The sequence below is a fragment of the Alteromonas sp. V450 genome, assembly GCF_001885075.1.
Classification (GTDB): Bacteria; Pseudomonadota; Gammaproteobacteria; order Enterobacterales; family Alteromonadaceae; genus Alteromonas.
This window is the reverse complement of record NZ_MODU01000004.1, coordinates 204496-228876: the sequence shown is the minus strand read 5'-3', so window position 1 is coordinate 228876 and position 24381 is coordinate 204496. Positions and strand designations below refer to the sequence as shown.

The following is a 24381-nucleotide window of genomic DNA, read 5'->3' as shown; positions in this document are numbered from 1 at the left end:
AAAGCATAAGAGGGACTAAAAAATTTGCGTGTTTTCTAGCAAAAAAAACCAACGTCGCACACATTTATTCGCAACTCTTTAAAAGCAATACTTTTTGGGTAGTACAGAATCACTTACAAATGAATAAACGCGTGACAGTTTAATTTCTATAACATTTCACTTTTACTGCCACGTTATATCGACTGATACACGCTCATGCGTTTTACAATATAGTGGCTTTAAGATCACCACCCTTGTTAATGAATTGTAAATCATTGACAAATAAGATGGATTTCATTGAATAGCATTTATTCATTCGTTGAATTAACACACAAGCTACTTTTTGTTCAACCGATCTATTTCGATCTTAAAATGCGATCACAAAAACAGACCTAAACACTTGTATTCAATAGAATATTAATCGAAAGCACGAGGTATCCGTTTCGATCGCCCTGTACCTGATCTGACAAAAACACATCGCGATTCTAAGCTATCAACATAGTTATCCACAGATTTAGTGGATAACTAACGCTAGACCATATTCGGCGTGATTTTGTGCTCGATTAAATTCTCGGCAGGTAAGTGGTGACTAACCTTTTAATCCTCAGGTACAGGTTACAGATTTATTAAACACTGTATATACTACCAGTTGGGAAGTAATTTTTTATTCTTTTTTGTTATATATTTTCTTTTATATGGGATATACAAACCACACGCAACATCACCACACATAATCAATAAAGGTGAGCCAATTTATCTGCTTGAAAGCAAAAATGTGCAGTTATTAACCATCACTTTCTCAGCATTGACGACAAAATGAACATAAAAGCCGTAAAAAGCTATTTTTTGCGCAGTCAGCACAAATATTTCATTTATGTTGTTGACAGTTCCCAAGTACGTCTTTAATATTCGCCTCCGTTGAAGCACAGGTCCCCCTTAGCTCAGTTGGTTAGAGCGACGGACTGTTAATCCGCAGGTCCCCCGTTCGAGTCGGGGAGGGGGAGCCACTTAGTTGGCTCATAATCGCCTCACCCATATCATTCTATTTTAATTCCTAAAACAACGCGTTTAGACATTAAATAACCCTAATTCAATCAAGTTGTTAAACCCGTTCTAAAAAGGGATAATAGACCTAATCTGTTTTTCTTTTTAATTCGCGGGCATTGTCCGTCAAAATTCCTCGAAGGAATTGCGTTATTCATGACTGAATTTTTACTGCTATTGATTGGTACAGTACTGGTTAACAACTTTGTGTTGGTTAAATTTCTCGGCTTATGTCCGTTTATGGGCGTTTCTGGAAAATTAGAAACCGCCATGGGTATGTCTATGGCCACCACATTTGTACTGACTCTTGCATCAGCGTCAAGCTACTTAGTTGAAACCTATTTACTTGCTCCACTTGGCATAGGCTACCTTAGAACACTGGCCTTTATTCTCGTTATCGCGGTAGTAGTTCAGTTCACAGAAATGGTCGTGCACAAAACAAGCCCTACTTTATATAGACTGTTAGGCATATTTCTCCCTCTTATCACAACCAATTGCGCAGTACTTGGTGTAGCGCTATTAAACCTTACCGAACAACATAATTTCATGCAGAGCCTTATTTATGGTTTCGGCGCAGCGGTGGGTTTCTCTCTGGTACTGGTGTTATTTGCGGCTATGCGTGAGCGTTTAGCTGCTGCTGATGTACCTGTATCCTTTAAAGGTGCGTCAATTGCAATGATAACCGCCGGACTCATGTCTCTCGCATTTATGGGCTTTAGTGGACTGGTGAAAGTGTAATGACGATATCTACCGCTATTATATTCGCTGTCATTGCCATTGGCGCCCTTGCGCTTATTTTTGGTTTCGTTTTAGGCTACGCAAGCATCCGTTTTAAAGTTGAAGGCGACCCGCTTGTTGAACAAATTGATGCTGTACTACCCCAAACGCAGTGTGGCCAATGCGGATACCCGGGCTGCAAGCCTTATGCAGAGGCAATTGCGGAAGGTGACGATATTAATAAGTGCCCACCTGGTGGCGAGGCAACGATTAAAAAACTCGCAGACTTGATGGGGGTTGAACCTAAACCCCTTGATGCAGCTCACGGTGAAGAAGACGTTAAAAAAGTTGCGTTCATACGCGAAGACGAATGCATCGGCTGTACGAAATGTATCCAGGCCTGCCCTGTAGACGCCATTCTAGGTGCAGCCAAACATATGCACACGGTCATAACTGATGAATGTACGGGCTGCGACCTATGTGTAGATCCCTGCCCTGTCGACTGTATCGACATGGTACCAATTGCACAAACCACTTCTTCATGGAACTGGGATTTTGAATCATCGCCTAAAGGTGATATCCCCATCAAAATGGTGTCGTAATTGTGATGTATCCAAGTTTTGATTCAATTATAGAAACCCTTGAAACGGGAAAGATGTACTCATTTCCAGGTGGTGTACATCCCGACGATAAGAAATCGCTTTCTAATACATCAGTAATAAAGAAACCGTCGTTACCCGATTTATTGATTGTTCCTTTAAGACAGCACATTGGCTCAGACGGTATTTGCTGCGTAGAAGTTGGCGATTTCGTATTGAAAGGCCAAATTCTTTCGCAAAGCTCATCGCCTTTTTCTGTGCCAGTCCATGCGCCAACTTCGGGTGAGGTTGTTGCGATTGCGCCACATGTTGTGGCACACCCCAGCGGCCTAACAGAAATGTGTATTTCAATACGCCCTGACGGTAAAGACACATGGTGCGACCTGTCACCTATCGCTAACTACAGCGAGCTTGATAAAAACAAACTTATTGAAGCCATTTGCCAAGCTGGTATTTCTGGAATGGGTGGTGCCGGTTTTCCTACCCATATAAAAACCTCTACGTCCAAACCCGTCGAATTCCTTATTCTCAACGGCATTGAGTGTGAACCCTATATCACGTCTGATGACCGATTGATGCGTGAGCACGCCTGGCAAATACGCCAGGGTCTAGACATTCTTACTCACCTTATCGGGCCAAAAGCCATTGTGGTGGCCGTTGAAGACAACAAGCCCGAAGCTTTTGAGGCACTTAATATTGCTTGTCAGGATAAGCACGATTACCGGGTTGTTAGCGTTGAAACTAAATACCCTGCCGGCGGCGAAAAACAGCTGATTCAGGTACTGACTGGCCGAGAAGTGCCAAGAAACGGATTACCCGCTGACGTAGGCGTGATGATGTTTAACGTGGGTACCTGCTATGCTATCGCAGATGCCATTTTACATGGTAAGCCACTCATAGAACGCATTGTTACCGTAACTGGTGAAGCCGTTGAATCACCTAGCAATTTCAGAGCGTTGTTGGGTACGCCGGTCTCTCACCTATTGGATGAAGCAAACTACAACCCGAAAAAACAGAAAGCACCCAAAGTGATTATGGGCGGGCCTATGATGGGTTTTACGTTATCAGACGCTTCAATCCCCGTGGTTAAAACCACAAACTGTTTGCTGGTTCCAGCAAAAAAAGAGCTGGTAGACGACAATGCAGAACGCCCCTGCATTCGCTGTAGCGCATGCGCCGACGCATGCCCTGCGTCATTACTTCCCCAACAAATATTTTGGCACGCCAAAGCAAAAGAATACGATAAAGCCGAAGAATACGACCTTTTCGACTGTATAGAGTGCGGTGCATGTGCTTACGTTTGCCCCAGTGAGATCCCACTGGTGCATTACTACCGCCAAGCTAAATCTGAAATACGCATTCAGCGTGATGAAAAGAACAAGGCTGAGAAGGCCAAGCAGCGTTTTGAGGCACGTAAAGAGCGTTTAGAGCGCGAAAAACTTGAGCGCGAAGCAAAACATAGAAAAGCAAAAGAAGCACGATTAGCTGCCAACAAAGCCAAAGAGCAAAATGCTGTGGCAGCTGAAAATGCAAATAACGCTGTTGATTCTGGCGCAACTGAAGCTAAAGACAAAGTAGCGGCGGCGCTTGCGCGTGCGAAAGCGAAGAAAGCGGCCATGCAGGCCAATGCGAATGCTGACAGCAAGCCAGCTAATGCCGACGAACCAAATAATGCTACCAATGATAAAAAAGCACAGGTAGCCGCCGCAATTGCAAGAGCAAAGGCCAAGAAAGCCGCACAAGCCCAGAATGAAGCTCAACTTGAAAGTGCGGATAAGCAAGTTGAACATCCGTCATCGCCAGAAGATGACAAAAAGGCAAAGGTTGCTGCAGCAATCGCAAGAGCAAAAGCGAAGAAAGCCGCACAAGCTCAAAACGAAACGCAAGATGAAAGCGCTGCCGAACCATCAACCACAGACCAGCCAAGTAATCAGTCATCATCACCAGAAGATGAGAAAAAAGCTAAAGTTGCTGCCGCTATAGCAAGAGCAAAAGCCAAAAAAGCCGCGCAAGCCAGCCAGTCTGAGGCATCTTCAGCAGAAAAGCCTGCAGGCTCTCAAGGCGAAAAGCAAGCTGAACTTCCCGATCCTGAAACTAATTCAGAGCTAAACGCTGAAGCGCAGAAAAAAGCGCGTATTGCCGCGGCAGTCGCTAAGGCTAAAGCGCAAAAAGCAGCTAAAAATAGCGAAGGCGGGCAGCCTGACAAGTCAGTTTCAGAGCAAGGCGCGCCAACTCAATTAGATGAGCAACCAGACAGTCAGTCCAAAGAGCAGCTAGATGAAAAGCAAGCTAGGATCGCGGCGGCGGTAGCGAAAGCGAAAGCTAAAAAGGCCGCTTCGCATAAAGAGTACGGGTCTAACCATTCCAGTGAAGCTGACGCTAAGGAGCAAAACGTTAACTCGCCAAAAGAAGCCAGCACTTCTAGCGTCAGCCATCAAAACAATAGTGCTTTAAGTACTAATGCAGAAGATTCAGATAGTAATTTGAGCCCAGCGGATGAGAAAAAAGCACGCATTGCCGCTGCCGTAGCAAAGGCGAAAGCAAAGAAACTTGCTCAAAAAGGTAATGGTGATTTAGCGACGTCAACAGATACTACTGAACAGGAAAGCAGTAAAGCATCTGAGCAGAGTGAATCGTCTCCCAATGCAGCGCAAGCCACAAGTGTGCAAACCTCTTCTCAACCTACCGAGCAAGATGAAAAGAGAGCACGCATTGCCGCTGCAGTCGCTAAGGCTAAAGCAAAGAAAGCGGCAGCTGAACAAGAGAAAGGGTCAGAATGAAGTTAAGTTTATCGAGTTCACCACACCAACGGGTTAAACGCGATACCGGACAGGTCATGCGCATGGTCATTTACGCCATGATACCAGGCATGATAGCTCAATCTTTTTTCTTTGGCTGGGGCATGCTGATTCAAGCAGTTATTGCGGTAGTAAGTGCACTCGTTATTGAAGGGGTTATTTTATATTTAAGAAAGCGCCCTATTGAACGCACCCTTACAGATTACAGTGCGGTTTTAACAGGCTTATTAATTGCTATTAGTATTCCACCTACCCTGCCTTGGTGGATGACGGTGACAGGCGTTTTCTTCGCCATTGCGGTAGCTAAACAAGTTTACGGTGGACTTGGCTTTAATATTTTCAACCCAGCCATGATTGCTTACGTAGTGCTGCTTATTTCATTCCCTGCAGCGATGAGCCTATGGCTGCCTCCCGCGACTCACGCTAGCATCACGCCAAGCTTTTTAGATTCGGTTTCACTCATCTTTACAGGTTTTACTACCAGTGGATACGATGTCACTCAACTCAAAACCATTGCCGATGGTGTAACCATGGCTACACCGTTAGACACATTGAAAACCGACCTCACGCAAGGCGTAACTTACTCAGAGTCATTGGCTAAGCCAATCTTCGATGGCGGTATATTCGAAGCCGCCGGTGCAGGATGGGGCATAGTGAGTTTTGCTTATTTACTCGGTGGTCTCTACCTATGGAAAACCCGCGTTATTAACTGGCACATCCCAGGCGGCATGCTGCTGAGCGTATTTGTTTGTGCGGCATTGCTTCATCTGGTAAATGCAGATTACTATGCTTCTCCGCTATTTCATTTATTTAACGGTGCAGTAATGGTAGGCGCCTTTTTTATCGCCACCGACCCAGTTTCAGCGTCAACAACACCAAAAGGCCGCATAATTTTTGGTGCGGCAATTGGCTTTTGGGTGGTAATCATCCGTACCTTTGGTGGGTACCCTGATGCTGTAGCGTTTGCGGTTATCATTATGAACATGGCGGTACCTTTGATTGATTACTATACCCGTCCTCGCGTGTACGGCAAAAACGTTAAAGGTCGAGGTAAACACTAATGATGAAAGAAAGCCTGGCCAAAAACGGCCTCATGTTAGGTGCGTTTGCCGTTGTTACCACAGCATTAATCGCGCTTACGTTTTTTGGTACCCAAGACAAAATTGAGCAACAAAAGCAGCAAAAGCTGCTAAGCGTGCTTAATGAAGTCGTGCCTAGCGAATTCCACGACAATGCCCTTTACGCCAACTGCACAGAGGTCAATGCACCTGAACTTGGCAACAAAAAAGCCCACAAAATATATCGTGCGACGTTAAACGGCAGACCCAGCGCATTAGTGTTAGAGGCTACTGCTCCAGATGGATACAGCGGAGATATTGATATTGTTGTGGGTGTTGAAGTCAGTGCAGCGAGTCGCGGCGATGTACTCCAAAGTGCAAACACTGGTCCGCTCAGCAGTGATAGCAAAAGCACGCCACAAGCTAGAACAACCACTATGAACGTGCTTGGTGTGCGCGTTATCGAACACAAAGAAACCCCTGGGTTGGGCGACAAAATAGAGCTTGCTGTAAGCAACTGGATAACAACATTTAGTGGAAAGTCTTTTTCACCCGATAATTTGGCGCCGTGGCAGGTTAAAAAAGACGGCGGCGAGTTTGATCAGTTTACTGGCGCTACCATCACGCCAAGAGCGGTCGTAAGTGCAGTTCGTGAAGCATTGCTCTATGCACAGGCCAACCAGTCTATGCTTTTCGATGCACCTAACACCTGCGCAAATACAAAGTCTGTTGAAACGATTGATGCCGTTAATGTAAATGAGGCTCAACCTCATAGTGTAGAGGAGCTATAGTGTGACTGACTTTCGCGACCTGTCTTTACAAGGGCTTTGGAAGAACAATCCAGCACTGGTCCAACTGTTAGGTTTATGCCCGCTATTGGCTGTTACCGCAACCTTTATCAATGGTCTTGGGTTAGGCCTCGCTACCATGTTGGTATTAATCGGCAGTAACGTTACCGTTTCACTCGTTCGAAATGTGGTTAGAAACGAAATACGCATTCCCGTTTTTGTTATGATCATCGCTGCATTCGTTACCATTGTTCAACTATTAATGAATGCTTACACCTACGACCTTTATTTAGCACTAGGTATTTTCATTCCGCTGATTGTAACTAACTGTGCCATTATAGGCCGCGCAGAGGCCTTTGCGTCGAAAAATGGGCCGCTCGCTTCAGCTTACGATGGGCTTATGATGGGACTAGGCTTTACCGCGGTGCTGGTTATTTTAGGTGGTATGCGTGAAATATTGGGTGCAGGTACGTTGTTAGCAGGGGCCGATAGGCTGTTCGGTCCAATTGCCGCAAACTGGACTATTTCGCTATTTAACACTGAAACCCCATTTTTGCTTGCGATCTTGCCACCGGGTGCCTTTTTAGGCATGGGTCTTCTCATTGCCATCAAAAACAGTATAGATGCGAAGTTAGCCGCTAAGCAGACGTCGCCTGCGGTGAAAGCTGAACGGGTTCGCGTGACAGCTGAAAGCTAAACGCTAAAACATGCAAAACAAAAAAAGTATTGAGAAATGAATGATGTAGTTAAGCCGGCCAAGCCGCTTTCTAAGCAGGAAAAAGTAAAAGAAATAATGCGGATATTAGATGACCTTTATCCAGAAATTCCTATCTTTTTAGATCACAAAGACCCCTATACCTTACTCATTGCGGTTCTATTGTCGGCTCAATGTACCGATGAGCGCGTTAATCAGATTACGCCAAAGCTATTCGCTCGTGCAGATAACCCTTACGACATGGTATTGATGAGTATTGAAGAAATTCAAGACATTATCCGCCCTTGTGGTTTATCCCCCATGAAGTCAAAAGGCATTTGGCATTTGTCTGACATGATCATTAAACAACACAACGGTGAAGTGCCTGCAAACTTTGAAGCGCTGGAAGCCATGCCTGCCGTTGGTCACAAGACTGCCGCTGTGGTTATGTCTCAAGGCTTTGGCATTCCTGCTTTCCCGGTAGATACTCATATTCACCGTTTAATGTACCGCTGGGGTTTATCGAACGGAAAAAGCGTAGAGCAGACAGAGCGTGACGCAAAACGCTTGTTCCCTAGAGAAAGATGGAACGACCTGCATCTACAGATTATCTTGTACGGTAGAGAATACTGCCCTGCCCGCGGTTTCGACTTAAACAAGTGTGTTATCACTCGTGAGTTTGGTAGAAAGAGCTTTATTAACGAAGTGCTGAAAGAGCAAGAGAAAAAGCAAAAGTTAGCACTTAAGAAGAAACGCAAATAGAACATCTTTACAGAGGAGCCATTACGCTCCTTTTTTTAATTCCATTCACTTACTCACACAAACGATTTTGCGACTAACACACAACTTACGCTTGTGGTTTGCCTCGAAAGGGGCAATCAAATTGGCTATGATGGTGGAGTTAGCGTTTTGCTCGCGCAAATCAAATAGAAATATAAAAATAATCCATGGAGAACACATGTCCCGATTAAATACTATCGCTAGAACACTGGCGTTTGGTGCATTAGTGAGTGCATGCAGCTTTGGCGTGTTTGCCAACACCTCACCTATTACTGACAAGCAAAAGAAAAATGCAGAAGCGTTAATGCAACAAGCCCTGAAAAGTGACTTAGGCTATAGCATCGTTGAGTCGCTTACCACAGAGGTTGGCCCTCGCCTAGGCGGCTCTGAAGCTGAAAAACGAGCTAGGGATTGGGGCGCTGAGTTAGGTGAGCGCCTGGGTTTTGATAAAGTCAGCATAGAAGAATTCACTATGCCATTTTGGGATAGAGGCCACCTACACATTTCACTCACGGCGCCTTATGCCCAACCACTTTATGGTACAGCCCTTGGCGGCGCGGCGCCTTCTGAAAGCGAGATCAATGCAGACATCGTTTATTTCAGAGATATTCACGCGCTAACCGCAGTTAAAGATGGTGCCCTTAAAGGCAAAATTGCATTTGTAGACGGCGACGCCATGGTTAAAAGCCAAACAGGTGCAGGCTATGGTCAAGCGAACCAACGTCGCCGTATTGGTTGGCAACATGCGCAACGCGGCGGCGCTGAAGCGCTGGTCGTGCGATCAGTAGGCTCAGACTCTCATCGTTTCCCTCACTCAGGCATGATGAGCTCAGACGGCGATAATTGGGCAGATATCCCCGTAGTCGCTATCTCAAACCCTGACGCAGACCATTTACGACGTCTACATAACTTAGGTAAACCGCTGTCATTGTCGCTTCACTCTGAATCGAAATGGAAAGGCGAAGTAAACAGCGGCAACGTAATACTGGATTTAGTTGGCAGTGAAAAGCCCGAAGAAATTATCCTTATTGGCGGTCACCTAGACAGCTGGGATTTAGGAACGGGTGCAGTTGATGACGGCGCAGGCGTTGCTATTACCACGGCAGCCGCTGCGTTAATTGCTTCTTTACCAGAGCGCCCAAAACGCACCATTCGTGTGGTCATGTTTGGCGCTGAGGAAGTGGGCTTATTAGGTGCCTTTGCTTACGCTAAACAACACGAAAAGAACCTTGGAAACCACGTACTGGCCACAGAGTCTGACTTCGGCGCGCAAACAATCTGGCAACTTGTGTCAAATGTGAATCCCGAAGCGACTGTGCTAGTCGATGAAATCGCGAAGATTTTATCACCGCTAGGTATAGTGCGTGGCGGTTCAGACATTGCTGGCGGCGGCCCTGACATTATTCCGCTAGCAGCGAAAGGCGTACCAACGATTAGGTTAAATCAAAACGGTAGAGATTACTTTGATCTTCACCATACGCCGGATGATACCCTCGATAAAATTGACCCCGATGAACTTGCGCAAAACATTGCAGCCTACGCAGCAAGTATATATTTGCTTGCCGATTCGGACGTTGACTTAAAAGCTAAACAGTAGTTACACGTTAGTAATCATCAACATTGGTCAGTGCATCTCGTGCTGGCCAATGCTTATCAGTACTCTGCCTACCCTCGGCCCTGCTAGTCCAAAATGCTTACGTTTTATTGAGCCTGAATAAGCCGGGCAACAAATCGCTTCGCCTCTTGCCTTGATGGCAGCTCTACATGCCGATACGTATTCGCATGTTTAAAAGCAACGGTTGTTTTATTTATGGAGATATTGGAAATTAACGCACCTGACATGGCGCTATTAAAGGTAGAGATAGAATCTTGAAATTGCATAGTAAATACTTCTTTATTAATGTTGTTTGTTTTGAATTCCTCGCAGGTTGGGTAAAGAAATCGAAAAACGATAAGTAGGCTCTTGCGTGAACACTAAGTTTCAGAAAGAGCCCGTCTTTTATAAGGTCACTTCAGATAAGAAAATGACCCTAGATAAGCTTAGAGGTCTTATCGAACTACTACGTTAGCAGCTTGTGGGCCTTTTTGGCCTTGTTCAACTTCGAAGCTAACTTCTTGGCCTTCTTTCAACGTTTTGAAACCGTCAGAAGCAATTGAACGGAAGTGTACAAATACGTCTTTGCCGCCAGCTTCAGGCGTGATGAAACCAAAACCTTTTTCTTCGTTGAACCACTTAACTGTACCGTTTACAGAATTAGACATAATAAAAACCTTTTAAAAAATTGATGTGATGGTGGAAAACCACCGAATAGCTATAGACATCTCCAAGCTAGTAAAGCAGTTGTATATCTATATAAAACTTCAATTTGAAGGATTTAAAAAAGAGGTACAGCGCAGTAATAGGTAAAGCAAATAACATATCTAGAGCGGTGCGAAAGGTACAGGTTATTAAGCGTAATGTCCACTAGTTTTCAGTTTATTTTTTAACCAAAACACAACTTTTTTACAAAACTTTTTTTTGAGGAGCTGAATACGTATGTTTGTTCAAGGCACTTGAAAGCTGGGTTAACCTTACTTTTTTGCTATAGGTTCAAATTATGACAGACACGTATGCGTTAGCAGGTAAAACAGCCATAGTTACTGGAGGCGGAAAAGGGCTAGGTAAAACTCTCGCTCGCTTCCTACTAGAAGCTGGAATGAACGTGGCCATTTGTGGGCGCACTGAAACTGCGGTCAAGCAGACTATAAAGCAGTTCGACGTTCTATTCCCAGGCAATATCATTGGCCAAGTCTGTGATGTATCGAAAAGCGCTGATGTCGCCAGTTTTGTTAGAAAAGTCAAAGATACGTTTGGCGAATTACACGTCCTAATTAATAACAGTGGCTTTGGTAAGGAAACCCTTATTTGGGAAACGTCCGAAGAAGACTGGGACGAAGTTATGGATACTAACGTAAAAGGGGCCTTCCTCTTGTGTAAAGAGGTCGTGCCTCACATGATCAACAACAAGGAAGGCTACATTATCAATATCGCCTCACAGGCGGCATTGAACGGCTATGCCAATGCAGGCGTTTACTGTGCATCAAAATTTGCGATGGTGGGGCTTGGAAAAGCGTTGCAAGAAGAGGTTCGCCCCTACGGTATTCACGTTCATTCCCTAAATCCTGCACTGATCCAGTCTCAGAAAGCAGAAACAGAGAAAGTGGACAATGGCCTGATTCAAAATGAAGACTTAGGCAACATGGTGGTGTACCTATTGAGCCAACCTCGACGTCTTAAAATTGATAATATTGGCCTATGGGGCTATTGATACCAGTCCGCATAGTACGTTTAACTAGAATTGTAAAACTGTCTTAAAGCGTTAACATTTCCTAATTATCATTAGTGCGTGTTGTTTGTGTTTACAAAAAGTCATATACAACATGCAATCTTAAATGCTGTGTGCCATCACGTAATTCCGATGGCTCAAATGGGAAATTGTTATGCGAATGCTTCACACCATGCTTCGAGTTGAAAACTTAGAGGCCTCTCTTCATTTTTATACAACACTTATGGGCATGCGCCTTCTTCGTCAGTCTGAAAATAAAGAGTACGAATATACGTTGGCTTTTGTGGGATATGGCGATGAAACAGACAGCACCGTATTAGAACTTACCTATAATTGGGGCGACAACACCTACGATAAAGGTAATGCTTATGGTCATATTGCTGTGGAGGTCGATGATATCTATCAGTTTTGTGAAAACTTAGAAGCAAACGGCGCAGATGTGTATCGTAAGCCTGGGCCAGTAAAAGGCGGCTCCACGGTCATTGCTTTTGTTCGCGACCCTGATGGCTATGCAATAGAGCTTATACAAAACAAGAGCATTTCGCTTTAATCAAAACATAACACGTTACTACACGTCAGGCTTTTTGGCGCATAGAGTGCCTAAATGAACATTAAAAAACGGTTTAGAAAAACAGCCAATAAAAACCACATGGAGTGCCATAATATGCAGCGTCATTGCTTAATTTTTTCACAAAACGAGCAAAGTAAATCTACAGGCGATATAGCCTGTAGTCAGAAGCCACGCATAAAACAAGAAGCTCAGCTGATGCCCATTCTACTAGCGTTGCTTGTAGCACTGTCAGGCGTTATTTTTCCTGCCACAGCTTCAAATAGAGAAGCGGCAGCAACGAGCGATATTCTAAACGCCAATGATAATATGCAGTTTACCGTTATCGCTCATCGTGGCGCGTCAGGCTATTTGCCCGAGCACACCCTTGAGGCAGCAACGCTTGCTTTTTCTCTGCGCCCTGACTTTATCGAACAAGACGTTGTTATCACGAAAGACGACATACCCGTTGTACTACATGACATCCACTTAGAAACAGTGACCAACGTAGAGGATGTTTTTCCAACCCGTCACCGAAATGACGGACGCTTTTACGCCCGTGACTTCACCCTTGAAGAACTGCATAAGCTGCAGGTTCACGAACGTGCAGATAGTGATGGAAACCAAGTATTTAAAAATAGATATCGCGGTAAAAATGCTAACTTTAAGGTAGCTACATTAGCAGAACATTTCGAATTAATCAGTGAGCTAAACCGCCAATTCGGTGCATCAGTAGGCGTTTACCCTGAAGTTAAATCCCCCGCTTTTCACATAAAAGAGGGTATCGATTCAAGCAAAATCGTTATCGATACAATGAATACTTACGGATTTGGTGGAGAGCGCGGCAATAGCTACCTGCAATGCTTCGATTTTAACGAAGTTAAGCGAATTCGCGAAATCCTTGGCTATAAAGGAAAAGTAGTAATGCTGATTGGCGAAAACGACTGGGGCGAAAGCGACACGGATTACAACTGGTTGCGAACACAAGAAGGAATGGAGCAAGTTGCATTGTATGCCGACGGCATAGGGCCTTGGTTAGGCCACCTATTCGATGTTGTAGCAATGACTAAAGGAGAAACAAAAGCAGCGAAATGGGTTCAATACGCCCATCAAAATAAGCTAACAATCCACCCCTACACATACCGTGAGGATGCGTTGCCAAGCGGTATGACTGGTGAGCAAGTATTGGAATTACTTGAAAATGTTGTGCATGCTGACGGTGTTTTCACCGATCACTTAGTGCCAGTATTAACGTGGCGTGATAATCAACATTAACCGGCAGTGCATTATTTCCGTACATCAGGCGCGTTCATTCGCGCCTAAGATTTTGACAGTCGTACTACCACTCGCCGGTTTTGGGCACGATTCTCTCTTGTGTCATTAGGCGCAATATGACGTTTTTCTCCATGACCCGTAAGCTGGATCCTGTCTTCAGGTACACCAAGCGTAGTCAAATAGCTTTTCACTTCGTTGGCCCGACGAATAGACAACTGTTCGTTATTGTAGCGCCCGCCGTAGCTGTCGGTGTAACCGTCAAGAAGTACAAGCTCCAGCTCACTGTCCTCTTTTAAATACTCGCCTATCATTGTTAACCGTTTCTGCGAGTATTTAGTTAACTGAGTGCTATTGTTTTGATATGACAGCACGGTGTAGGCGATGTCTTCAAAACTAAACGGCAATAAATTTGAAACGCACTTAACAAAGTCTTGGTATACCCCTGAAAAGTTGCTTGCGTTTAATGCTACACTGACTTTGTCGTATTTATTGTACCAGTCTTGATAATAAATAGTGGGCCAAAAGCCTTTCTCTAATTCAGATAGCATGGTCCAAGCCGCATCTTGCGGTAAGTCGCCGTCGTATTGTTTACGAAGAGACATGTCAGCAATGGTTTTAGGGGCAACGCCTGGCATCCATTTAGGCGGAACAGAGTACACTGCGGCTACATCAAATTTGTTAGGCAACAAATGCATATCCAGCTCAAATTCCATATTGAGCTGTTTTGACGCCATGCTCGTGAACAGTGCCTCGCCATAGCCTGGTAATTCATGATTTAGAGTACATTGTAGTCGCGTGTCTGTATCAATACGCCAAATCGAGGTTTCCACCGATGCGGAATATTGCCGCATGGCAGCATGGGATGAAAACACACCCAACAAGCCCAATAAGGCGACAAATTTAAATTTTGACGTCATAGCAATACCATTACGAAAGTCAGACCAACACGAACAAAGCAGCAAATGCGCTCTCGCTCACCAAGCGCAATGAATCGAACGCATTCAAATAAAACGTACCAATGAATTCATCCAATTCTATGCGCTTTCTATGCTTAGTATCGTCCAAATTGTAGAAAAGTTTAGCGCTTTATACCATTTGAAGATCATTCTTTATTACTTTCACACTGTAGCGTTTTTAAATTGAAACTGGCAACTCAAAGTTATCCTTGCGATAATTCACCAACGCAATATGCTTCGCAGGTTGGTACGCACTTACGTCACCAGCCAATTTACGCAATTAAGTCTTACAAGAGTGTTTATGTCTGCCAACCCGCCCCTTCTTTGCCAGCGCTTTCGAGGTTATTTTCCCGTTGTTATCGACGTTGAAACAGCCGGATTTAATGCAGGCACTGACGCCCTGTTAGAATTAGCAGCGGTAACGGTTAAAATGGATGAAAACGGTATACTTCATCCTGATCAAACTTTTCACTATCATATTGAACCTTTTGAAGGTGCTAACTTAGAGCCAGCCGCGTTAGAATTTAACGGCATTGATCCTAATTGCGCGCTGCGCGGAGCCATTCAAGAAAGCGATGCGATGAAAGATTTGTGCAAGGGCATTCGCAAAGCACAGAAAGACGCAGACTGCCAACGTTCTGTTATCGTCGCCCACAACGCTACATTCGACCAAAGCTTCGTTAATGCCGCAATAGAGCGCTGCAATATAAAACGCACGCCTTTTCATCCGTTCGTTTCTTTTGACACCACCAGCCTTGCTGGCCTCGCCTTAGGCCAAACGGTTTTGGTAAAAGCATGCCGTGCAGCGGGGATCGCGTTTGACCAAAGTGAGGCGCACAGTGCGCTATATGACGCCCAAAAAACCACAGAGCTATTTTGTTATATGGTAAACCGTTATAAAGCGTTGGGCGGATGGCCTGTAGAAAATCAAGAATAATTGTCTCGTCCACCAAACAGAAACAGCGCCAAAAGGCGCTGTTTTTTTTAACCTTTAAGCCGTTTAGCTTATAGTTTGTCTGCTTCTTCAGATAGGTACTTAGCAACACCTTCTGGCGACGCATCCATACCCGCTTTACCTTCAGTCCAACCCGCTGGGCATACTTCGCCATGCTCTTGGTGGAATGCTAGTGCGTCTACCATGCGTAGCATTTCGTCAACGTTGCGGCCTAATGGAAGGTCGTTAATTACTTGGTGACGTACCATGCCTTCTTCGTCGATTAGAAACGAGCCACGGAACGCAACGCCATCTTCTGGGTGCTCAACATCGTACGCTTGACAAATATCGTGCTTAACGTCAGCAACAAGAGTGTACTTAACCGGACCAATGCCACCTTGGTTTACTGGCGTATTTCTCCACGCATTGTGTGAAAATTGAGAGTCGATTGAAACGCCGATAACTTCAACACCACGCTTCTTAAACTCATCAAAACGTTTATCAAAAGCAATAAGCTCTGATGGGCATACAAAAGTAAAGTCTAGTGGGTAAAAGAAAACAACAGCTTTTTTGCCCTTGATAGCTTCGCTTAGGGTGAAAGCATCTACAATTTCACCACTACCAAGTACCGCAGCAGCAGTAAAATCAGGGGCTGGACGGCCAACTAATACACTCATGAGTCTCTCCATTTATATTTTGGATTGTAATAATAGAAGCAATTACATTGCGTAACCGCTTTGATTGAATTAATTCTTCCGTGTAAATAGGTACGAACGCGGAAATAACAATGATAAACAACGTTATTTTTTACTCCTCCTACCAACGACCGGCAATTAGGCAGCCACTCTGTTCACTTTCCCTACGAAAATAGTGTATGAAAAATGTCATTATCTTCTTGCTAAAGTGAAGAATAACAATTATTATCATTTACAGATTCATTTGGAGTACGTTTGATGTTTGTTTGTATGTGCTATGGCGTTACTGATAAAAGCATTCGCGCGGCGGTTGAAGAAAACGGCGTGGGCAATATGCGTGAGTTACGTCAACATTTAGAGCTTGGCTCTCAGTGCGGTAAGTGCATAAATATGGCGCAACAAATCATCGACCAAACCATCATTGATGAATCACTTTTCAAAGATGTAGGCTAAGCAGTATTTTCCAAACTCCTCTATACCTATAGTCACATATCACTCTACGCTTTTGTATATTACGACCTCGATTGGTCTACGTTCTCGTTAAAATAACGTCTTAACACCGTCTGCTATTCAAACGTGTATGCTATGCCGGCATAGTAGAACGCACCATTTATACCGCCGGGGGACGTCGGAGGATACAGCGCACCAACCTCTCCTCGAAATGGATTTTCCTGCGGCAATGCATCGAATAAGTTTTGCGCGCCTAACGTAAGCTGAATGTCTGGTGATACGGCCCAAGCTAATTGGGCATCAAAGGTAGTAAGTGCACTACCATAAATATCTAGGCCTGCTGAAGCATCAAGGTGGTCTTCATAAAATTTTCCGTAATAATTTAGTCGCCAAGTAAATACCCACTCATCTTTGGATTGTTCAAGCGTAATGCTGCCTCGATGGGCAGGAAGATTGTCTTCCAGCATTCGTATTCTCGCCTCAGTGAGGTTAGGCTGAAGTTCAATTTCGCCGTTGATTGGGTAAAGAGTAACGCGCTCTACTTGCGTGTCTGTCCAGTTATAGGCAACAAGTAAAGCATTTGACCAGTCATTAAAGACGAAATTGTAATTAACCACTAAATCGACACCTTGTGTTTTAGTGTCAAAATCATTAGTAAAGTATTTAGCTGAATTGTATCTAGCCGCATCGGGGCGGCCCTGAGCAACAAGCGCGTTTACGTCGTCATCGGTTAAAGAAATAGCTGATGTTGTACTTATGCGATCAGAAAGACGGATATTAAAGTAATCGAGCGTAGCAAAGAAGTTCTCGCTGGTTTGCATAACCACACCTACGCTGAAATTTACAGATTCTTCAGGAGTAAGCGGCGTAGCGCCAAGCTGAAGCGAGATAAGATCGGTTGGCGGCAGCGTAGCTTGATCTTCCAAGCCGTTAAGGCCATAGGCTGTCGTTACGTTTATCACGTTGCTTTGCCCCACGGTTGGCGCTTTAAAACCTGTATTTACCGAGCCCCGCAAAGCAAACGTGTCATTGAGTTTGTAACGGGTGCTGAGCTTACCATCGAACGTTGATCCGAAGTCACTGAAATGCTCTAACCGTGTTGCTAACCCCATTTGCCACGCATCGTTAACATAAAATTCCAAATCAGCGTAAAAAGCCCAATTACTGCGACTCCAGTGACCGGCAGACTGCGGTTGGTAGCCTGGAAAACCATTCGAGCCAATCGAAAAACCTTGGCTTAAACCAATTGGAGGCTCAAGTGCGAATGGGCCTGCGATATATGAGGCTTCATCACCCGCTTTTTGGAAATAGGTCTCTTTTCGCCACTCCCCTCCCACAGCAATACTCACTGGGTCGTCGAAAATGGTTTGAATAAGTTTGGTAAAGTCTAAATTCAGGGTCCGCTCAACTTGTGAAACGCCACCTGGCGAGAAGGCTGTGGGTGTTTGTGGGCCGAGCGAAGGGTTTACTGTACTTGAGATAGTATATTCTATATCGCTGTACCCAAGCATTGTACTAATGTCCATCGCCCAGCCTTGAGGTAATTCGTACTTCAATCCCATCGCAATGGAGGCGTCCGTAATGGTCCCACCAAATCGAGGCGTAAACCCACCTGGGAACCATTCATTAAAGGCAAAGCAATTTGCTCCAAGCGCTGTCGTATTGTCAGCGATAAGCAGATAGTTTTCGTTTTCTAATACATTTTCGCTCGATAAGGTTATTGGCGGGCAGGTGATACCATTATCTATCCCATCTAGGTCAGCGACTATAAGGCGACGCTCATTGGTATTTGGATCGGTTCGGCTAAACACCCCTTCCCGGGTTTGTGGATTTCGAAAATAAAACCCGCCGTTTATTTCTCGTCTAGCCGCTGTCGCAAAGCTATAAAAATGAGACGTTGTCGAAATATCAATACCTGCGTTGAGCGCTAGCTTTATGTCTTCGTTTACGTCAAGTGCTCCCCAGATTTGAGCCGGTGAAGCAATGAAGCTATTTCCCTGAACGATGAGGTCTGAAGCATCATCACGCTGCACAGAGCGCGACGTGCCGTTTTGTTGTCGATATTCCGCGGTTGCGTTCAAAAAGCCTTGTTGTCCTATCGCGAAGCCTCTGTTGAGCTGAAGTTGTAACAGTTCACCATCGCCTTCGCTGTAACCACCGACTTTTAGGGCGACACTTCCTCCTTCACGGGCATCTTTAAGTGCAAAGTTGATTACACCGGCTATCGCATCTGACCCATATTGTGCTGCTGCCCCATCCCTAAGCACCTCTACCTGTTTCAATGCATATGCAGGGATAACCGAGATATCTGGCCCCTGTGCACCATCTGATAACCCGCCACCTAAAAACGTTATAACGGCAGAGCGGTGACGTCGTTTACCATTCAACAACAGTAACGTGTGATCAGATGACATCCCCCGAAGGTTTGCTGGCCTCACTAAACTACTCGCATCGTTTATTGGCTGATCATTAACATTGAGTGAAGGAACCATCACGCTTAACATTGATATTACATCGCTGTTGCCTTGTGAATTCAACGAGTCAGCACCAATAACATCTAATGGAACGGCTGAATCTACTGCGCTTCGAGGCGTGTTGCGCGTACCAACAACAGCAATTTTTTCTAGTCCATTCGCCCCTTCCTCAGCCTTTTTTTCCTTGGTATCAATCTGAATGTTCTTCGTTACTAATGAATCGCGAGACCGAATACTTAACGTACCACTTTCATCGGTTACCACTGCCAGCTCAGTGCCCTTTAGCAGCTGAACCAGGGCTTCACTCAACGTAAAAGTGCCGCTTAACGCATTAGTCGTTACTTTTTTTGCCAAATCGAAAGGAAACAGAAGTGTGGTATTAGCTTGTTTAGCCAGTTCGGTTAACGCTTCATTTGCGTTTTGTGCAGGTATAGAAAAACTAAAAGCGTCGGGCCCTGACTGCTGCACGCGGTCAACAGCGGAGCGGTCATCCTCTTGTGCAAAAATTGATTGCGTCGTAATCAAAAGCAGGCAGACGCTTGAGACGAGGTTCAACGGCGACACGATTGAGGAGCAAGGAGGCTTGAACGCAATTTTATGCAAGACCAAACGAACCGAATACTCAAAAGTATTCAGTCTTTTTATCGCTTTTTTCAATTGCTTAATTATCGCAAAATAGCCGTCGTGCAAGATTAAAATCAATGTGCTTATTATTTTAATTATATTGTCACATTAAATATATTGATGCCAATAACGATTAGTGAACATCGCTTTTCTTTCAAAGAATATTTAACCTTTCTTTGCGCTTAGCTCAATACTTGTGTCGGTCACTTTTTCGTGTTTGATGCTAAAACTACTTTCTAGCGCCGATAGCAAGCCATCTATATCGCCCACTTTGAAATAGCCCGCAACTCTGCGTTTTCGCAGGTTATCATCTGAAATATGAAAACGCACCGGCGTGTATCTGCCAATCTCGATAAGTACAGACTCCAATGGCTCGCCTTTGAAAACAATCATCCCCTGCTGCCAGGCTAAATCGTCATCGATTTCATTTTGCGACATGCTTTCACGTGCTTCCACTTTACCGAGGACTGTGGCTTTTTCTCCCGCGAACATCAGCAACCCTTCTTCCGTAACTGGGCGCTTTCCAAACAACGACTCGTTCGATGATGTAGCTCTAAAACGGTCTTTAACTAGCACTTTTCCTTCAGTGACAACAAGTTCAAAAGCATTGTCGTCAACATATTGTAGATTAAACGCTGTACCTACCGCAGTTACCGTGTTGTTTCCTGCCGTGACAGAAAAAGGACGCGCTGTGTCGTGCGCTACTTCGAAATGCGCTTCGCCTTTCAACAAAACGATATTTCGTGACGTTGAAGAAAAATCTACTGTGACTAACGAATTGGTGTTTAAGTGGAGTTTCGAACCATCGGCCAACGTGACATTTTTTTGCTCACCTACGCCTGTTTGTACTTTTTGATTCACAGTAGCAAACTGAGACGCATTATCTAACCATGTGCGCTGTACAACAATACCAACCGCTACGGCCATTACTAAGAAAGTGGCGGCCATGCCCCATACTACGTTTTTGGCTAGGCCACGCTTTTTAGAAGCATGACGAGCTGATGGTTGTGGAAACAGGCCGCTTAATTCATTGAGCACCGACATATCGTCCCACAAACTGGCAGCATCTAACAATGCTTGGCGGTGCGCATTACTTTCTCTCAGCCATGTGTCTAATGCTACTTTTTCGTCACCGTTTAAGCCGCGATCAATGCGGCTTATCCAGAGGCAGGCGTGCTCTTGGATATCTTCTTTGCTGGAAAATTGGCGAATATTATTCATGTTAACTACTACTTATGTCCTGAGTCGCGGTAGCAGTGACACTGGAAGGGGCACTGTCCGATGAAAGCTCCGCTAAATATTTGGAGCACATCATTAATCCTTTTGCGACATGCTTCTCTACAGTACTCTCGCTAAGTCCCACGAGCTCTGCAATTTCTTTTTGCCGCATGCCGTACACTTTCTTGAGTAAGAACACGCGCTTTACATCGGCAGACAGTGTATCTGTCGCTCGGCAAAAATGGATAAAGCGCTCTTTACTCTCTACATTTTTCTCTAAACTGTACCCTACAAGTTCATAGGGCAGAAGGTCCATGTCATCGAGCGGCTGCTTGTTTTTATTTTCTGCTTTCGCAACATGGTTCAGCGCTAAATTACGCGCTGTTTTGAGCATGTATGTCCGCTCATATTGAATTTCTTGTTTTAATTCTGCTTCGTAGCTTTTTATAAAAGCTTCTTGGACGATGTCCTCAATGTCGTCGGCACCAACAATAGAACCCACCGCACGCATTAGCTTAGCGCGATATCTTACGAAGGTTTCTGCTACTGTCGACTTTTTCGTCATAATAATAATCAGTGCGTGTTAATAATTAATTACGGTAGGCAAATAATGCCTGTTTTATTGCTACTTTTCACTTAATTGATCGTCACAGCGTAAAAATAAAAGGGGAGCATACACTCCCCCTACACTTCGAAACATTTGTGAAAGTTGGTCTCGCTAGTAAAAGCGATTAAAAAGTGTAAACACCTCTTAGGTAATAAAAACCACCATTAATACCGATTGGTGATGTTGTTGGATACGCTGAACCAGCAATCTGCGCATAGGTAATGCCACCTGCATCAGTATTGTTTTCATCAGGGTATTCATCAAACGCGTTTTTCGCACCAACCGTAACCGTGAACTGTTCTGAAACGTTATACGCAACTTCGAAATCAAACGTAATTTCAGAGCCTACTTTTTCTATAGGCAGCGCTGAATCTAAGTGATCTTCGAAGATACTTCCAAAGTAGTTCATGCGCGCTAAGAAACGCCAATCGCCATTAGTATGATTAGCCGTAGCGCTATAGCGCACTGCAGGTAGGTTGTCTTCCAACATGCGAATACGGAAATCAGAGATATTGTCAGACGCTCTGTCTACTTCTGTTGAAGTCCAGTTGTAGGCTAATGAAAATTTAGTCTCACCGCCCATCATATCCATTGCGTAGTTTGCAACAACATCGAGGCCTTCCGTTGTTGTATCAAAATCGTTGGTGAAAAAGCTTATTTCAGAGAAACTTGACGCATCATTAACGCCTTGCTCAAGAAGCGTTGCGATATCATCTTCAGTTAACGCAATTCCCGACGCTGTACTGATGCGGTCTGTCAACTCAATGTTATAGTAGTCGGCAGTGATAAATAGTCCATTATCGAAATCTGCAACCACACCAAACGTAATACTTTCTGACTCTTCAGGAGTCAGCTGCTCACCACCTTTAAGCTGTGACACAGGGTCAGTCGGCGGTAGCGTTGCACGGTCTATTAGCTGGCCGCCAGTACCAAATGCTGTTGTAACGTTACGCACATTGCTCTGGCCAAGTGTAGGCGCTTTAAAGCCGGTCGAGAACGCACCACGAAACGCAATGTTCTCAAGCGCTTGCCAACGGAAAGCAATTTTACCTTTCGTTGTATCTCCAAAATCAGAGAAATCTTCATAACGTAGCGCACCCGCTAACATGAAGTTTTCAGTGATGTATGCTTCTGCATCTATATACAGCGCGATATTGTTGCGGGACACACGACCTTGGCTATTGGCCGCTAAGCCAGGGAAACCATTTGAGCCAATGCCAAAGCCTTGTGTCGCCAGCGGACCTATTTCATAAGAGGCAGTATCACCTGCAAAGCTCTCATAACTCTCATTGCGGTATTGAAAACCTGTTGCCACGAACAGTGGCTCATACAAGCCAACATCAAAAGGTTTTGTGAAATCAATATCGAGGGTTTGCTCAGATTGAGTGTAACGACCTGGGCTAAACTCGAATGGCGTTTCTGGACCTAGCGACGGGTTAATTGTATTGCTTATGGCAAAATCAACTTCGTTTTGGCCAAGGTTCAGACTTACATCATAGGTAATATCGTTGTCCAACTCGCCTTGGGTACCAAATACAAGAGACATGTCGGTGACCGTACCACCAAAGCGTGGCGTGAAACCACCTGGCAGAATTTCGTTAAACGCGAAACAATCCGGGTTATTTTGCACTTGATTGATATAGATTGGGTTCTCTAGAACGTTGTCACCAACATTGATATTGGTCGGGCAGTTGCCTGACATATCGCCAGTTAAATCACCTACGAGCAAATTGCCATCAGGATCCGCATAAACACCACTACGTGTATGCGGATTACGGAAATAGAAACCACCCTCAACTTCACGCTCTGCAAAGTTACCAAACAAATAAGCTTCTGCGCTGTCGGAAAGCTCTAAACCCAAGTTAGCAAAAAGTTTTATGTCGTGCTTAATTTCTGGCGATCCCCAGATTTGCGCAGGGTCTGCTACTGCTGTGTTGCCCGCAGCGATAAGGTCTGCGGCATCGGCGCGCTGTATACTACGAGAAGTATCATCTGCGGTTCGATACTCTGCTGACAGGTTGATAAACCCCTTGTCAGACAGTGGCAAGCCCACGTTACCCGACAGCTGAATCATATCGCCGTCACCTTCGTAATAAGAACCGTAACGAGCTTCGAATGTACCGCCTTCCGACGCATCATTAAGTACGAAGTTAATTACACCCGCAATAGCATCTGATCCATATTGCGCTGCTGCGCCATCACGAAGTACTTCTACTTGCTTAAGTGCGGCTGCTGGAATTACAGAAATGTCAGGCCCTTGAGCCCCGTCTGACAGACCGCCGCCCAAGAAAGTGATAACCGCAGAGCGGTGACGACGCTTACCATTTACAAGTACTAATGTGTGGTCGGAAGCCATGCCACGCAGGTTGGCTGGACGCACAAGCGTTGAAGCATCATTGATGGGCTGGTCATTTACGTTAAAAGACGGAACGACAGTTTGCATCATAGATACCATATCTGTGGCACCCTGCTGCTTAAACTCTTCGTCAGAAATAATATCGATTGGAACTGCTGAGTCCGCTACCGAACGTGGTGCTGCGCGTGAACCAACGACAGCGATTTGTTCAAAATCTTCCGCTTTTGCACTTTCGTCTGCTTCTTGTGCATAAACGGGTGCAGCGGCCATTACTGAAAACGCGGCTGATGCAGCTAATACGCCACGCACGTTTTTAGTCAATAAAGACAAGGTTGTATTCATGGTGATTTCCCGGATTTTCTCTCGCGCTCTATTAGTGATTTTTACACACGTTAAAGTGAACTGAGAGATTGTTATTTTATACCTTCAACACTGACTCATCTGCGGTCAGATGACGTTTTT

General features: G+C 44.8%; 21 protein-coding genes and 1 tRNA gene. 14 read left to right on the top strand and 8 right to left on the bottom strand.

The genetic code is table 11. From position 1 onward, the window contains the following. The first annotated feature begins 909 nt into the window (after positions 1 to 909). The 9 genes from BK026_RS01050 to BK026_RS01010 all read left to right on the top strand — a co-directional run bounded on the left by BK026_RS01050 (position 910) and on the right by BK026_RS01010 (position 10054). Positions 910 to 986: transfer RNA gene (locus BK026_RS01050), tRNA-Asn, on the top strand. Positions 987 to 1179: 193 nt separating this feature from the next. Beyond that, positions 1180 to 1761, top strand: a complete 582-nt coding sequence (gene rsxA, locus BK026_RS01045; RefSeq protein WP_014975993.1) for an electron transport complex subunit RsxA — start codon at positions 1180 to 1182, stop codon at positions 1759 to 1761. Beyond that, a complete protein-coding gene (rsxB, locus tag BK026_RS01040) occupies positions 1761 to 2342 on the top strand; it encodes an electron transport complex subunit RsxB (protein ID WP_071814128.1) in 582 nt (193 codons plus the stop codon). Before rsxA ends, rsxB begins: the two co-directional genes overlap by 1 nt. A gap of 5 nt (positions 2343 to 2347) precedes the next feature. Next, complete coding sequence (gene rsxC / locus BK026_RS01035) at positions 2348 to 5119, top strand: electron transport complex subunit RsxC (RefSeq protein ID WP_071814127.1); 2772 nt, start codon at positions 2348 to 2350, stop codon at positions 5117 to 5119. Beyond that, positions 5116 to 6198, top strand: coding sequence for an electron transport complex subunit RsxD (rsxD, locus tag BK026_RS01030; RefSeq protein ID WP_071814126.1), 1083 nt, complete (start codon positions 5116 to 5118; stop codon positions 6196 to 6198). Before rsxC ends, rsxD begins: the two co-directional genes overlap by 4 nt. Further along, positions 6198 to 6986: an RnfABCDGE type electron transport complex subunit G gene (locus tag BK026_RS01025; protein ID WP_071814125.1), complete on the top strand. Its 789-nt coding sequence runs from the start codon at positions 6198 to 6200 to the stop codon at positions 6984 to 6986. Before rsxD ends, BK026_RS01025 begins: the two co-directional genes overlap by 1 nt. 1 nt (position 6987) lies before the next feature. After that, the gene (locus BK026_RS01020; protein WP_071814124.1) at positions 6988 to 7680 is read left to right on the top strand and encodes an electron transport complex subunit E; all 693 of its coding nucleotides are present in this window, start codon (positions 6988 to 6990) and stop codon (positions 7678 to 7680) included. A 36-nt stretch (positions 7681 to 7716) separates the two neighbouring features. Then, positions 7717 to 8439: an endonuclease III gene (gene nth, locus BK026_RS01015; protein WP_071814123.1), complete on the top strand. Its 723-nt coding sequence runs from the start codon at positions 7717 to 7719 to the stop codon at positions 8437 to 8439. 196 nt (positions 8440 to 8635) lie between these two features. After that, positions 8636 to 10054 carry a M20/M25/M40 family metallo-hydrolase gene (locus tag BK026_RS01010; RefSeq protein ID WP_071817421.1) on the top strand — a complete coding sequence of 473 codons (1419 nt, stop codon included), beginning with the start codon at positions 8636 to 8638 and terminating at the stop codon, positions 10052 to 10054. A gap of 104 nt (positions 10055 to 10158) precedes the next feature. Here BK026_RS01010 and BK026_RS01005 read toward each other — a convergent pair whose 3' ends face one another. Both BK026_RS01005 and BK026_RS01000 read right to left on the bottom strand, forming a co-directional pair. Then, on the bottom strand, positions 10159 to 10338 hold the full coding sequence (locus tag BK026_RS01005) for a hypothetical protein (RefSeq protein ID WP_071814122.1): 180 nt from the start codon (positions 10336 to 10338) through the stop codon (positions 10159 to 10161). A gap of 168 nt (positions 10339 to 10506) precedes the next feature. Further along, positions 10507 to 10719 carry a cold-shock protein gene (locus BK026_RS01000; RefSeq protein ID WP_014948776.1) on the bottom strand — a complete coding sequence of 71 codons (213 nt, stop codon included), beginning with the start codon at positions 10717 to 10719 and terminating at the stop codon, positions 10507 to 10509. Between the two features lie 335 nt (positions 10720 to 11054). On the opposite strand from BK026_RS01000, the gene BK026_RS00995 reads away from it, so the two are divergent. The 3 genes from BK026_RS00995 (at position 11055) to glpQ (ending at position 13605) form a co-directional block, all read left to right on the top strand. Further along, positions 11055 to 11765, top strand: coding sequence for an SDR family oxidoreductase (locus BK026_RS00995; RefSeq protein WP_071814121.1), 711 nt, complete (start codon positions 11055 to 11057; stop codon positions 11763 to 11765). Between the two features lie 172 nt (positions 11766 to 11937). Continuing rightward, complete coding sequence (gene gloA, locus BK026_RS00990) at positions 11938 to 12333, top strand: lactoylglutathione lyase (RefSeq protein WP_071814120.1); 396 nt, start codon at positions 11938 to 11940, stop codon at positions 12331 to 12333. Between the two features lie 114 nt (positions 12334 to 12447). Continuing rightward, a complete protein-coding gene (glpQ, locus tag BK026_RS00985; RefSeq protein ID WP_071817420.1) occupies positions 12448 to 13605 on the top strand; it encodes a glycerophosphodiester phosphodiesterase in 1158 nt (385 codons plus the stop codon). Positions 13606 to 13649: 44 nt separating this feature from the next. Here glpQ and BK026_RS00980 read toward each other — a convergent pair whose 3' ends face one another. Beyond that, complete coding sequence (locus tag BK026_RS00980; protein ID WP_071817419.1) at positions 13650 to 14522, bottom strand: OmpA family protein; 873 nt, start codon at positions 14520 to 14522, stop codon at positions 13650 to 13652. A 340-nt stretch (positions 14523 to 14862) separates the two neighbouring features. Here BK026_RS00980 and rnt point away from each other — a divergent pair, with 340 nt between their 5' ends. Continuing rightward, entirely contained in the window at positions 14863 to 15498 is a 636-nt protein-coding gene (gene rnt, locus BK026_RS00975; protein WP_071814119.1) for a ribonuclease T, read from the top strand. A gap of 68 nt (positions 15499 to 15566) precedes the next feature. On the opposite strand, the gene BK026_RS00970 is transcribed toward rnt, so the two are convergent. Next, entirely contained in the window at positions 15567 to 16172 is a 606-nt protein-coding gene (locus tag BK026_RS00970; RefSeq protein ID WP_071814118.1) for a peroxiredoxin, read from the bottom strand. Between the two features lie 276 nt (positions 16173 to 16448). Between BK026_RS00970 and BK026_RS00965 the strand changes: the two genes are divergently transcribed. Beyond that, a complete protein-coding gene (locus tag BK026_RS00965; protein ID WP_025254510.1) occupies positions 16449 to 16643 on the top strand; it encodes a bacterioferritin-associated ferredoxin in 195 nt (64 codons plus the stop codon). A gap of 113 nt (positions 16644 to 16756) precedes the next feature. Here BK026_RS00965 and BK026_RS00960 read toward each other — a convergent pair whose 3' ends face one another. The 4 genes from BK026_RS00960 to BK026_RS00945 all read right to left on the bottom strand — a co-directional run bounded on the left by BK026_RS00960 (position 16757) and on the right by BK026_RS00945 (position 24261). Further along, positions 16757 to 19582, bottom strand: coding sequence for a TonB-dependent receptor (locus tag BK026_RS00960; protein ID WP_256253922.1), 2826 nt, complete (start codon positions 19580 to 19582; stop codon positions 16757 to 16759). A gap of 321 nt (positions 19583 to 19903) precedes the next feature. Continuing rightward, positions 19904 to 20959, bottom strand: a complete 1056-nt coding sequence (locus BK026_RS00955; protein ID WP_071814117.1) for a FecR family protein — start codon at positions 20957 to 20959, stop codon at positions 19904 to 19906. 1 nt (position 20960) lies between these two features. Further along, entirely contained in the window at positions 20961 to 21521 is a 561-nt protein-coding gene (locus tag BK026_RS00950; protein ID WP_143142067.1) for an RNA polymerase sigma factor, read from the bottom strand. 166 nt (positions 21522 to 21687) lie between these two features. Next, positions 21688 to 24261, bottom strand: coding sequence for a TonB-dependent siderophore receptor (locus BK026_RS00945; protein WP_071814115.1), 2574 nt, complete (start codon positions 24259 to 24261; stop codon positions 21688 to 21690). Positions 24262 to 24381: the final 120 nt, after the last annotated feature.